General features: G+C 73.7%; 9 protein-coding genes. 4 read left to right on the top strand and 5 right to left on the bottom strand.

Annotation, left to right across the window (positions count from 1 at the left end; translation table 11 throughout):
* A partial coding sequence (locus E1281_RS30130) for a bacterial transcriptional activator domain-containing protein (RefSeq protein ID WP_131883110.1) occupies positions 1-2,160 on the top strand: 2,160 nt, incomplete at its 5' end.
* On the opposite strand, the gene E1281_RS30125 is transcribed toward E1281_RS30130, so the two are convergent.
* The 4 genes from E1281_RS30125 to E1281_RS30110 form a co-directional block, all read right to left on the bottom strand.
* Positions 2,157-3,368, bottom strand: coding sequence for a YncE family protein (locus E1281_RS30125; RefSeq protein WP_131883109.1), 1,212 nt, complete (start codon positions 3,366-3,368; stop codon positions 2,157-2,159). The two genes, E1281_RS30130 and E1281_RS30125, sit on opposite strands and share 4 nt — an antisense overlap.
* 90 nt (positions 3,369-3,458) lie before the next feature.
* Complete coding sequence (locus E1281_RS30120) at positions 3,459-4,511, bottom strand: NYN domain-containing protein (RefSeq protein ID WP_131883108.1); 1,053 nt, start codon at positions 4,509-4,511, stop codon at positions 3,459-3,461.
* A 135-nt stretch (positions 4,512-4,646) separates the two neighbouring features.
* Complete coding sequence (locus E1281_RS30115) at positions 4,647-4,892, bottom strand: acyl-CoA carboxylase subunit epsilon (protein WP_131883107.1); 246 nt, start codon at positions 4,890-4,892, stop codon at positions 4,647-4,649.
* Positions 4,893-4,922: 30 nt separating this feature from the next.
* Positions 4,923-6,515 carry an acyl-CoA carboxylase subunit beta gene (locus E1281_RS30110; RefSeq protein WP_131883106.1) on the bottom strand — a complete coding sequence of 531 codons (1,593 nt, stop codon included), beginning with the start codon at positions 6,513-6,515 and terminating at the stop codon, positions 4,923-4,925.
* 100 nt (positions 6,516-6,615) lie between these two features.
* Here E1281_RS30110 and E1281_RS30105 point away from each other — a divergent pair, with 100 nt between their 5' ends.
* From E1281_RS30105 to E1281_RS30095, 3 genes are all read left to right on the top strand, one after another.
* Positions 6,616-9,243: a phosphoenolpyruvate carboxylase gene (locus tag E1281_RS30105; protein ID WP_131883105.1), complete on the top strand. Its 2,628-nt coding sequence runs from the start codon at positions 6,616-6,618 to the stop codon at positions 9,241-9,243.
* A gap of 71 nt (positions 9,244-9,314) precedes the next feature.
* Positions 9,315-10,532: a sigma-70 family RNA polymerase sigma factor gene (locus tag E1281_RS30100; protein WP_131883104.1), complete on the top strand. Its 1,218-nt coding sequence runs from the start codon at positions 9,315-9,317 to the stop codon at positions 10,530-10,532.
* Between the two features lie 81 nt (positions 10,533-10,613).
* Positions 10,614-11,351, top strand: a complete 738-nt coding sequence (locus E1281_RS30095) for a DUF899 family protein (protein WP_131883103.1) — start codon at positions 10,614-10,616, stop codon at positions 11,349-11,351.
* 4 nt (positions 11,352-11,355) lie between these two features.
* Here E1281_RS30095 and E1281_RS30090 read toward each other — a convergent pair whose 3' ends face one another.
* Positions 11,356-12,129 carry an enoyl-CoA hydratase-related protein gene (locus E1281_RS30090; protein ID WP_131883102.1) on the bottom strand — a complete coding sequence of 258 codons (774 nt, stop codon included), beginning with the start codon at positions 12,127-12,129 and terminating at the stop codon, positions 11,356-11,358.
* Positions 12,130-12,285 lie beyond the last annotated feature (156 nt).

Below are 12,285 nucleotides of genomic sequence, written 5' to 3'. Positions count from 1 at the left end.
CAGGCCCCACCGACCGCGTCGCAGCCGCCCGCCTCGCAGGCGCCGCCCGCGGCGCCGAAACCGTCGCAGGCCCCGCCGACCGCACGGCCCACCCAGGAGCCGGAGCCGACCCAGAGGCCGGAGCCCGCGCAGCCGCCCGTGCACGGAGGCGGGCCGTCCGGCGAGATCAGCGGCGGCGCCGAGAGCGGCGGCGCGTCGGTGCCCGGCCAGGGCGCGGACCGTCAGGAGGAGACGGGCGCGCCCTTCGGCATCGGCTGGCCGCACGGCCTCGCGGCCGCCGGGCTGCTCGCCGCCGGGCTGCTCACCGTGCTCGCGAAACGCCGCCGCGTCCAGCTGTGGCACCGCGCGTCCGGGAAGATGATCGTCCGGCCGCGAGGGGAGGCGGCCGGGACGGAGCGGGCGCTGCGGCTCGGCGCCGACGACGAGTCCGCCCGGCTGCTCGACCTCGGGCTCCGGCACCTGTCGAAGTCGATGGCGGCGGGAGGCCGCGCGCTGCCGACCGTGTACGGGGTGCACATCGGCCGTCCCCCGGACGACCCGGACCGGGACGACCGGGCCGAGGGCAGCCTCGACCTGTGGATCGCGCCCGCCGACCGGAACCCGCCCGCGCCGTGGCAGGCGTTCGACGACGGCCAGGTGTGGCGCCTGCACAGCGACGCGCTGCCCGCCCTGGAGACCGCCGACCTCGATGACGTCCTCGCCCCGTACCCGGGCCTGGTGTCGATCGGGACGAACGAGAACGGCCGGATCCTCGTCGACCTGGAGGCCGCGCACGGGCTGATCGCCCTGCGCGGCCCCGACCGCGTCCGGCGGGCGGCGCTGTCGGCGATCGCGATGGAGCTGGCGACCAACCGCTGGTCCGACCACATGCGGATCACGCTCGTCGGATTCGACGGGGAGCTGGGCGAGGGCCTCGCGGAGATCGCGCCGGACCGGGTCCGGTCCGTGCCGACGCTCGCCGACGCCCTGCCCGAGCTGGAGCACCGCAGCGAGGAGGTCCGGCAGGCGCTCGCCGCGTCGGGCGTCGACTCCGTGCTCACCGGACGCTGCCGCGGCGTGTTCGGCGAGGCGTGGATGCCGCACTACCTGATCATGGCCGATCAGCCCGCGGAGCGGGAGGCGGACCGGCTCGTCGCGCTCGCCCGCACCGGGACCCGGATGGCCGCCGGCTACCTCGCCCCCGGCGACGTGCAGGGCGCCACCTGGACGTGGGAGGTCGACGAGGCCGGAAGCCTCCACGCCGGCGTGCTCGGCTTCGACGTCGACGCGCAGCTCGTCGCGGACGACGACTACCGCGGCGTGTTCGAGCTGTTCCGGACCGCGGAGCGGCTCGACTCGGTCGAACTTCCCGGCCTCGCCGGCGGGCCGGAGCCGCCGACCGCGCAGCAGTCGTCGGTCGACATCCGGCTGCTCGGGCCGATCGAGGTCGAGGCGCCGGGACCGATGGACGACGACCGCCGCGCGCTCTGCACCGAGCTCCTCGTGTACCTGGCGGCGCATCCGGAGGGCGTCCACCCCACGGTGCTGTCCGGCGCGATCTGGCCGCGCGGGGTGAGCGCCGGCGTCCGCGACGCGTGCGTGGCGCGCGTGTCGGACTGGCTCGGCCGGGACGCGCGGGGCCGCCCGAACCTGTACACCGACGAGCGCGGCCGGCTCAGGCTCGGCTCGGAGGTGCGGGTCGACCTCAACGTGTTCCGCTGGCTGGTGTGGCGGTCGGCCGCCGAACCCGCCTCCGAGACGGCCTACATGGCGTACGCGCTGGACCTCGTCCGCGGCCCGGCCCTCGCCGACCGCCCGCGCGGCCGCTACACGTGGCTCGCCGAGCACGACCTGCTGTACGAGGCGACCGCGCGGGTCATCGACGTCGCGCACCGGCTCGTCGTGCTGCGGCTGGACGAGGGCGACGCGCGCGGCGCGGTGGGCGCGGCGCGTGCCGGGCTGCGGCTCGCGCCCGAGGACGAGGGCCTGTGGCGCGACCTGCTCCGCGCGACCCACGCCACCGGCGAGGTCGCGCAGGTCCAGGTCGTCGTCGACGAGTTGCAAGGCCGCGTCGGCCGGGATCCGCTGCTCGACCGGCTCCAGCCCGAGACGGAAGCGCTGATGGAGGAGCTCGTCCCCGAATGGCACCGGGTCACGAACCTGTCAGGGCAGTACGGCTAGCGGTAGAGGCCGGTGCCGCCCAGCGAGTACCGGCCCGGCTGCGGGTGGACGCACAGCCCCGCCGGACGCCCCCCGATCCGGACCTTCCGCACGACCCGCCCCGTCCGGGTGGACACCGCGTAGACGAGGCCGCGGGGGTCGGCGAGCCACAGCGCCGTCCCGTCCGACGACACTCCGCCGGGCGCCGGCGACCCGCCGCCCGGCAGCGGCCAGCGGGAGGTGACCCGGCGGGTCCCGAACGCGACGGCGGTGAGGGTGCCGGCGCCCACCACGAACAGGCGGCGCGCGTCCCGGCTGATCGCCAGGCCGCGCGCTCCGGGCGCCGTGCGGACGAACCCCAGCACGGCGAACCGCGCGGCGTCCACGAGCCAGACTCCGCCCTTGGCGGAGTCGGCCACGTAGAACAGCGCCCCGTCCGGCGAAAGCCGCAGGTCCCCGGGACGCGCCCCCTCCGGCAGCCGGAGCGTCCCGGAGACGCGGTGCCCCGCGAGGTCCACGCGGGCGAGCGTGCCGTCGGACGCGCAGGTCGCCACCATCGACGCCCCGTCCGGTGTGAAGTCGGCGTGCCGGGCGGCGCACGGCAGCGGAACCGACGCCCTCCGCCGCATCGTCTCCGGGTCGTGGACGTCCACGCGCCGCGGCCGCCGGGCCAGCACCAGCGCACTGCCGCCGTCCGGGGCGAAGTACAGCCCGGTGCCGCCGCCGACCTTCACCGGACGCCCCCGCCCGCCGCCGCGCGGCCCGACCGGGACGAGCGTGCCCTGTCCGCGGTCCGTCGCCCACAGCCGCCGCAGATCCCAGGACGGCACGACCCCCGAGGCGGCCGCCCCGGTGCGCAGGCGGCCGACGACCCGGAGCGTGTCCGGGTCGATGACGTCGATGGTCCGCCCGTTCGCGACGTACAGCCTCGCCGGGAACCCGCGCGCGTTGGGCGCGATCATTCCGGGCCCGGTGGCGGAGTAGACGTGGCCCCCGGCCGGAGCCAGCGGCACCTCGCCGCCGGGAGGCTCGGACGCGTCACCGCTCGGTCGCGCGCTCACATAGGGCGCGGGCCCGCCGAGCCCGACGACCGGGCCGTCCGGGGCCCCCTCCCCGGGCCGGTAGAACGGCACGGGCGACTCGCACCCTGCCAGAACACCGCAGGTCAGCACCGTGGCCGCGGCGAGCGGAAGCGTGGCGGCCCCAGATCGTCCTCCTTGACGTCCCATGCCCGGTCCCCCTTACACGGCGGGGACCCTACCGACAAACCACTCCCAGTGTCCGCTCAACCGCGAAACGTGTTCGGAGGGCGCCGGTGGCTAGTCGGACTTGCCGATGCCGATGCCGAACTCGCGGTAGACGCGCTCCCAGAAGCCGTCCCGCAGCCAGGTGCGGGCCTCCTGGTAGGGGCGCAGGGAGCCGCCGAGCTCCTTCTCCGCCTCGATCAGCAGCTCCTTGTCGATGACGGGCGGCAGGATCGGGCCGGGCAGCAGGTCGCGGATGTTGTCCCGGCCCCGCTCGAAGATCCACTTCTGCGCCACATGCTCGCCTATCTCCAGCATGTGGTCGCGGTCGGGGCCGAGCTTGCCGTCGGCCGGGGCCGTGGAGTTCATCGACGCGGCCACGGTCGCGGGCGTCGCGGCGCCGGGGACCGGGACGCCGCCGCGGACGGCCGCCGGCGTCGGCTTGACCGCCGGGGCGCGCCCCGCGAACACCTGCGACGGCGACGGGACGGGGCTCGTGCGCTGCGCGGCGTCCGCGGCCTCCCGGACGGCGGCGGCGGTACCGGGCGCGGGCACCGGCAGGACCTTGGCCTTGGTGAAGTAGGGGCGCAGGAAGTCGGCGGGCAGCACCTCGACCGTGTCGGACTCCCACACCAGCCACTCGGCCTGGTTCGAGCCGTGGGTCGGCTCGACCCCCCACAGGTGCACGCGGACGCCGTAGCGCTGTGCCGCCTCGACGGCGGGCAGCATGTCCTCGTCGCCGGCCAGCAGCACCGCGTCGGTGATCGCGCGGTGCCGGGCCAGGGCCTCGAGGTCGGCGCGGAGCTGGGCGTCCACGCCCTTCTGCTGGCCCTGGGCGTTCAGGTTCCCGAGGCGGAGCTTCACCAGCGGCAGGTTCGCGATCACGCGCTGGTCGACCGTCGGCTGCTTCTTCGGCGCGGCGTCGAACCAGTACACCCGCAGCAGCTCGCCGAGCAGTTTCTCGTCGGCGTGACTGGTCAGCGCCTTGATCAGCTTCTCGGCGGCGACCCGGTACTCACGTCTGGACCCGCAACTGAGCAGCAGGGCACCGGAGGCCGCGTAAAGGTACCCCGCGTCGACGAAGACGGCGTATCGCGCGGGCTGTGGAACGAACTCCGAGGTGGCCATGGCCTTCCACCTTATTCGTGCCGGGCGTCCACTGGGCGTGAACCACGGGTACACATCGGTTCAACGCCCCGGCCGCCTGCCCCGGAGCGGGGCACGGACGCCCAGGCGGGAGCGGGCGTGAGCGCGGCGCGCGGGTCAGCGCGGCAGGGCGCTGGACCGCCACGCCCCCGCGCCGCGCGGCCGCGGCTCGCCCGAGAACGTGCTGCGCACGAGCCGGGAGCGGTCCGCCCAGCGTGACGGCCTGGCCGGGCCGCCGCCGCCGTCCCGGGCGGCGGCGGCCGCCTGGGCGCGGGCGGTCAGCACGGCGACGAGCGCCGCGATCTCCTCCGGGCCCGGATCGCCGCGGACGATCTGGAGGAAGGGCTTGCTGTCAGCGGTCACGGATACTCCTGACCTCTTGGGAGAGTCGGGTCAGAGCGGGATGTTCCCATGCTTCTTGGGCGGCAGCGTCTGGCGCTTCTCCCGCAGCGTCCGCAGCGCCCGCACGACCTGCCCGCGCGTCTCCGACGGCTTGATCACGTTGTCGATGTAGCCGCGCTCGGCCGCGATGTAGGGGTTGGCCAGCGTGTCCTCGTACTCGGTGATCAGCTCGGCGCGGCGGGCGTCCGGGTCGTCCGCGGCGGCCAGGTCGCGCCGGTACAGGATGTTGACCGCACCCTGCGCGCCCATCACCGCGATCTGCGCGGTCGGCCACGCCAGGTTGATGTCGGCGCCGAGGTGCTTGGACCCCATGACGTCGTAGGCGCCGCCGTACGCCTTGCGCGTGATGATCGTGACCAGCGGGACGGTCGCCTCGGCGTAGGCGTACAGCAGCTTGGCGCCGCGCCGGATGATCCCGTTCCACTCCTGGTCGGTGCCGGGCAGAAAGCCGGGGACGTCCACGAACGTCAGCACCGGGACGTTGAACGCGTCGCAGGTCCGCACGAACCGGGCGGCCTTCTCCGACGCGTCGATGTCGAGCGTCCCGGCGAGCTGCATCGGCTGGTTGGCGACGACCCCGACCGAGTGGCCCTCGACGCGCCCGAACCCGGTGACGATGTTCGGCGCGTAGAGTTCCTGCACCTCCAGGAACTCGCCGTCGTCGAGCACGTGCTCGATGACGGTCTTCATGTCGTACGGCTGGTTCGGCGAGTCGGGGATGAGGGTGTCGAGATCCTCGACGAGCTCGGCCGGGTCGACGGGGACGCCGAACGCCGGCGCGTCGGACAGGTTGTTGGACGGCAGGTACGACAGCAGCGCCTTGACGTACTCGATCGCGTCGTCCTCGTCCGACCCCTGGTAGTGGGCCACGCCGGACTTGGAGTTGTGCGAGTGCGCGCCGCCCAGCTCCTCCATCGTCACCTCTTCGCCGGTGACCGTCTTGATGACGTCCGGCCCGGTGATGAACATGTGGGACGTCTGGTCGACCATGACGACGAAGTCGGTGATCGCCGGCGAGTACACGGCGCCGCCCGCGCACGGGCCCATGACCAGGGAGATCTGCGGGATCACGCCGGACGCGTGCACGTTGCGACGGAAGATCTCGGCGTACAGCCCGAGCGCGACCACGCCCTCCTGGATCCGCGCGCCGCCGGAGTCGTTGATGCCGATCACCGGGCAGCCGGTCTTGATCGCGTGGTCCATGACCTTGCAGATCTTCTCGCCGAAGACCTCGCCCAGGGAGCCGCCGGAGACGGTGAAGTCCTGGCTGAACACCGCGACGGGGCGGCCGTCCACCGTGCCGTGGCCGGTGACGACGCCGTCGCCGTAGGGACGGTTCTTCTCCATCCCGAAGTTCGTGGAGCGGTGCCGCGCCATCTCGTCGAACTCGACGAACGACCCGGGGTCCAGCAGCGCGTCGATCCGTTCCCGCGCCGTCATCTTGCCCTTGGCGTGCTGCTTCTCGACGGCGCGCGCCGAGCCGGCGTTCACCGCCTCGTACCTGCGCCGCTCCAGGTCCGCGATCTTTCCCGCCGTGGTGTGGATGTCGTATTCCACCGGGGGTTCAGGGGCTTCCGTCGCCATGCGGGCCAGGGTAACCGGCCGCTGATACCGCTCCTGCGGCCGGGGTGGCCCCGCCCACCGGGACGAACGCCGCGTCCGCGCTCTCGTTACGCTTGGGCGGGTGGCTACGAAGACGCGTGAAACCTTCCGGCAGGACCTGCCCGAACCGCTCCGCCGTGACGTGCGCCTGCTCGGCGCGATGCTCGGCGACGGCCTTGTGGAGTACGGCGGCCAAGGGCTGCTGGACGACGTCGAACGCCTCCGCCACGCGGTGATCGCGGCCCGCCGCGGCGAGACGACCGGCGCGGAGGTCGCCGCCATCGTCGACGGCTGGACGCTGGAACGCGCCGAGCAGGTCGCGCGCGCGTTCACCGTGTACTTCCACCTGACGAACCTGGCGGAGGAGCACCACCGCATCCGGACGCTGCGGGAACGCGACACCGGCGACACCGTCCCCGGCTCGGTCGCGGCGACCGTCCGGCACATCGCGGCCTCCGGCGACGGCCGCCTCGACGCGCTCGTCGACGGCCTGGAGTTCCGCCCGGTGTTCACCGCCCACCCGACCGAGGCCCGCCGCCGCGCCGTGGTCACCGCCATCCAGCGGATCAGCGACCTGATGGCCCGGCTGGACGACGGCCCCGGCGCGAGCGAGCGCGAGGAGATCGAGCGGGACCTGCGCGAGGAGATCGACCTGCTGTGGCGGACGGCGTTGCGCCGCCACACCCGGATGGACCCGCTGGACGAGGTCCGCACCGCGATGGCCGCGTTCGACGAGACGATCTTCCGCGTCGTCCCGCACGTCTACCGGGCCCTGGACCGCGCTCTCGACCACGGGGCCCCCGACGGCGCCGGAACGCGTCCGCCGAAGGCCCGTCCGTACCTGCGGTTCGGCAGCTGGATCGGCGGCGACCGCGACGGCAACCCCTACGTCACCGCGCAGGTCACCCGGGACGCCGTCATGATCCAGGCCGACCACGTCCTGCGCGCCCTGGAGAACGCCTGCGCCCGGACCGGCCGGGAGCTGACCGTCCACGAGGAGACCACGCCCTCGTCCACGGAACTGCGGGACGCCTTGGCCACCGCCCGTACCGCGCACCCGCAGCCGCTCGCCGAGATCGCGAAGCGTTCGCCCGGCGAGCCGCACCGCCAGTTCCTGCTGCACGCCGCCGCCCGCATCGCCGCGACCCGGGAGCGCAACGCCGACCTCGCCTACGGCTCTCCGGACGAGCTGCTCGCCGACCTTCGCGTCGTCCAGGACTCGCTCGCCGCAGGCGGCGCCGCGCGCCAGGCGTACGGACGCGTTCAGCAGCTCGTCTGGCAGGTCGAGACGTTCGGTTTCCATCTGGCCGAGGTGGAGATCCGCCAGCACTCGGAACTGCACGAGAAGGCCCTCGAAGAGCTCGGCGGCGCTCGTTCGGAGATGACCGAGGAGATCCTCGAAACACTCCGCGTGGTCGCCTGGATCCAGCAGCGTTTCGGGGTCCGGGCCTGCCACCGCTACATCGTGTCGTTCACCCGGTCGGCCCAGGACATCGCCAACGTCCACGAGCTGGCGGCGTCCCTCGGCGATGCGGCGCCGGTCCTGGACGTGATCCCCCTGTTCGAGACCGGCGAGGACCTGGAGCGCGCCCCGTCCGTCCTGGACGGGATGCTGGAGATCCCCGCCGTCCGCCGCCGCCTGGACGACACCGGGCGCCGCCTGGAGGTCATGCTCGGCTACAGCGACTCCGCCAAGCAGCTCGGCCCCACCAGCGCCACCCTCCGCCTGTACGACACGCAGGAGGCGCTGGCCGCCTGGGCGGCACGACACGACATCAAGCTGACCCTGTTCCACGGGCGCGGCGGCTCCCTCGGCCGCGGCGGCGGCCCCGCCAACCGGGCGATCCTCGCGCAGGCGCCGGGCTCGGTCGCGGGCCGCTTCAAGGTCACCGAGCAGGGCGAGGTCATCTTCGCCCGCTACGGCCAGCGCGAGATCGCCAAGCGCCACGTCGAGCAGGTCACCAGCGCCGTCCTCCTGGCCTCCACCGACGCCGTCCAGGACCGCGCCCGCGAGGCCGCCGCCCGCTTCCGCCCCCTCGCCGACAAGATGAGCGACGCGGCGAAGGCGGCGTTCCGCGGCCTCATCGAGACCGAGGAGTTCGCCGCCTGGTTCGCGCAGGTGAGCCCCCTGGAGGAGATCTCCGAACTGCGCATCGGCTCCCGCCCGGCCCGCCGCAAGGCCGCCCGCGGCCTGGAGGACCTGCGCGCCATCCCGTGGGTGTTCGCCTGGACCCAGACCCGCGTCAACCTCCCCGGCTGGTACGGCCTGGGCAGCGGCCTGGCCGCCGTCTCCGGCGACGGCGAGGACCTGACCGAACTCCGCGACGCCTACGAGTCCTGGCCGCTGTTCAACACGCTCCTCGACAACGCCGAGATGAGCCTGGCCAAGTCCGACCGCGCGATCGCGGAACGCTACCTGGCCCTGGGCGACCGCCCCGACCTCTCCGAGACCGTCCTGGCCGAGTACGACCGCACCCGGCGCCTCGTCCTGGCGGTGACGGACCACGACCGCCTCTTGGAGAACCGCAGGGTCCTCTCCAGGGCGGTCGAACTGCGCAACCCCTACGTGGACGCCCTCTCCCACCTCCAACTACGAGCCCTGACCGCCCTCCGCGCAGGCGTCGACAACGAAGAAGAACGCACCCACCTGGAGGCCCTGCTACTCCTCTCGGTCAACGGCGTGGCCGCCGGCCTCCAGAACACCGGCTGACACTTCTCCCGTGGCGGCCGGCCGGCATCGGGCAGAATCGAGCGCATGAGGTACGTGCTGCTGGTCTGGGCATGACCGGGTCCGACCGGATCCGGGCGGCGGTCGACGCGGCGTACCGCGACGAGTGGGGCCAGGTCGTCGCCACCCTCATCGGAGTGACCGGGGACTGGGACCTGGCCGAGGACTGCGCCCAGGACGCGTTCGCCGCCGCGCTCGCGAAATGGCCGCGTGACGGCGTCCCGAGGCGTCCGGGTGCCTGGCTGACGACGGCGGCCCGCAACCGCGCGATCGACCGGCTGCGCCGCGACGCCACCGGGGCCGCCAAGCTGAGGCAGCTCGCCGTGCTGGCCCGCGACCCGGACGAGCCGCCCGCGGAGGACATCCAGGACGATCGGCTGCGTCTCATCTTCACCTGCTGCCATCCGGCGTTGCCGCTCCCGGCTCGGGTCGCGCTCACCCTGCGCACGCTGGCGGGCATGAGCACCGCCGAGATCGCCAGGGCGCTGCTGACCGGCGAGCCCGCCATGGCGCAACGCCTGGTCCGCGCGAAGCGCAAGATCCACGAGGCCGGTATCCCGTACCGGGTCCCGCCCGCCGAACTGCTGCCGCAGCGGCTGGCCGCCGTCCTCGCGGTGCTCTACCTGATCTTCAACCAGGGCTACGAGGAGGAGGACGAGGGGCGAGCCCTGACGGTGGAGGCCATCCGCCTGAGCCGGGTCCTCGTCCGGCTGATGCCGGGCGAACCCGAGCCGCGCGGGCTGCTCGCGCTGATGCTGCTGCACGAGGCCCGGCGCGCGACGCGCACGCGGGACGGTGTGCTGGTCACGCTGGAGAACCAGGACCGTTCCCGTTGGGACCGCGCACTGATCGCCGAGGGAGTGGCGACACTGGACGAGGCGCTGGCCCTGCGGCGCGCCGGCCCCTACCAGGTGCAGGCCGCCATCGCCGCCTGCCACGCCACCGCGCCCGCGGCCGCGAGCACGGACTGGCCGCAGATCGCCGCCCTGTACGCGGAGCTGGACCGCCTGGCGCCGTCCCCGGTCGTGGAACTCAACCGCGCCGTGGCGGTGGCGATGGCGGACGGGGTCCCGGAGGGGCTGGCCCTGGTCGACGAGATCGCGGCGTCCGGACGCCTCGACGGATACCACCTCCTGCCCGCGACCCGCGCCGACCTGCTCCGCCGCGACGGCCGCGTCGCCGAGGCCAGGGCGGCGTACGAGGAGGCGCTGAAACTGGCGCCGACCGAGCCGGAGCGCCGCTACTTGACCGGCCGCCTCCGCGAACTCTGATTTTTTGCCCGGTGATGTCGATCCCGGGCGGGTGCCCTTCGTCGGTGTGGTGAAAGTCCATCAGGAGGAAGGGAAGATCCCATGAACACCGACAAGACCCACCCGATGCCCGACGTGGTCGACCGGGCCACCTTCCAGGCCCGGCTGGACGACCTGCGCGTCCGGGAGAAGGCGCACACGCACGAGGGCGACGCGATCGCCGCCGCCCGCCGGCGGCTGCCGATGGTCGAGGTGGACGCCGCCACACCGCTGATCGGCCCGGACGGGCCCGTGACGCTGCTGGAGACGTTCGAGGGCCGCCGCCGGCTGATCGCCTACTACATGATGTGGTACACCGGCCGTCCCGCCGCCGAGCAGTGCGAGGGCTGCACGTACTTCAACGGGCAGGTCCGCGAGCTGTCCGCCCTGCGCGCCGCGGACATCACCTACGCGACGTTCTGCCAGGGCCCGTACGAGGAGAGCGCCCGGTACCGCGACTTCATGGGCTGGGACATGCCCTGGTACTCCGCCCAGGATTCCCTCGAAACCCTGCTGACCGGCCGCACGGTGGGCATGTTCCACATCGTGTGCTACCTGCGGGACGGCGACCGGGTGTTCGAGACCTACTGGACGAGCGGCCGCGGCGACGAGGCGCTCGACATCGCCTACGCGCTGATGGACCTGACCGTGTACGGGCGTCAGGAGGACTGGGAGGACTCACCCGCCGGCTGGCCCCGGGAGGGGGAGGCCAGCTGGGTCTTCCGCACCGGCGGGCGTCCCACGGCCCAGTGGTCCCGCCTGGAGGCCGGCCACTCCGACGACCTGGGCAACGCCGGCTGACGGCTCAGGACGGCCAGTCGGGCTTGCGCTTCTCGTTGAAGGCGGCGATGCCCTCGCGGCGGTCGGGGGAGAACGCGGCGGTGCGCCAGGCGTTCTCCTCCAGGTCCAGGCCCGCCTGCAGGCCCACGCCGTCGCCCTGGCGGAGGGCGCGTTTGGCGGCGCGGACGGCGACCGGAGAGTTCTGCGCGATCACGCCGGCGATGGCCAGGGCCTCGTCGCGGGCGGCGCCGGCGGGGACCTTGCGGTCGGCGAGGCCGAAGTCGAGGGCCTCCTCGACGCCCAGCCGGCGGCCGGTGAGGACGAGGTCGGCGGCCTTGCCGGCGCCGAGGCGGCGCAGGGCGAGCTGGGTGCCGCCGCTTCCGGGGACGAGGCCGACGCTCACCTCGGGCAGGCCGAACACGGCCGTCTCGTCCGCCACGATCAGGTCGGCGGACAGCGCGAACTCGCAGCCGCCGCCGAGCGCGTAGCCGTGCACGGCGGCGACGACCGGCTGCGGCAGGTTCAGGACGCCGCCGAACGCGGCCCGGAAGACCGGGCGCTGCGCCATCAGCTCCTCGTCGGTCATCGCGTTGCGCTCCTTGAGGTCGGCGCCGACGCAGAACGCCTTCTCCCCGGCCGCGCTCAGCACCACCGACCGGACGCCCGCGTCCGCCGCCACCTCGGCGCAGACCTCCGCCAGGCGCCGGGCCATCGCCGTCGACAGGGCATTGAGCGCCTCTGGCCGATCCAGCACGATCTCCGTCACATGCCCGTCACGCCGCAACGTCACACCGTCCATGCGAAGACCCTAGCCCGCCCCTCTTCGTTCACTTGCGGCGAGTCGTTGTTATGAGGGCCCTGATGACAACGACTCGCCGCAAGTGAACGTGGGTGCTGCCCCCAAGATCGTCTGGGGTTTGGGGTTTGATGGGTGGGTGAGCGAGTCACCTTATGG

Origin of the sequence: Actinomadura sp. KC345 (genome assembly GCF_004348515.1) — a bacterium.
Lineage (GTDB): Bacteria > Actinomycetota > Actinomycetes > Streptosporangiales > Streptosporangiaceae > Spirillospora.
This window is presented reverse-complemented; position numbering and strand designations above follow the sequence as displayed.

What these genes read in the sequence shown, in the direction of transcription:
- E1281_RS30125 (WP_131883109.1), bottom strand. Translation starts at nt 3,368, where the DNA reads ATGGGACGTCAAGGAGGACGATCTGGGGCCGCCACGCTTCCGCTCGCC.
- E1281_RS30120 (WP_131883108.1), bottom strand. Translation starts at nt 4,511, where the DNA reads ATGGCCACCTCGGAGTTCGTTCCACAGCCCGCGCGATACGCCGTCTTC.
- E1281_RS30110 (WP_131883106.1), bottom strand. Translation starts at nt 6,515, where the DNA reads ATGGCGACGGAAGCCCCTGAACCCCCGGTGGAATACGACATCCACACC.
- E1281_RS30100 (WP_131883104.1), top strand. Translation starts at nt 9,315, where the DNA reads ATGACCGGGTCCGACCGGATCCGGGCGGCGGTCGACGCGGCGTACCGC.
- E1281_RS30095 (WP_131883103.1), top strand. Translation starts at nt 10,614, where the DNA reads ATGAACACCGACAAGACCCACCCGATGCCCGACGTGGTCGACCGGGCC.
- E1281_RS30090 (WP_131883102.1), bottom strand. Translation starts at nt 12,129, where the DNA reads ATGGACGGTGTGACGTTGCGGCGTGACGGGCATGTGACGGAGATCGTG.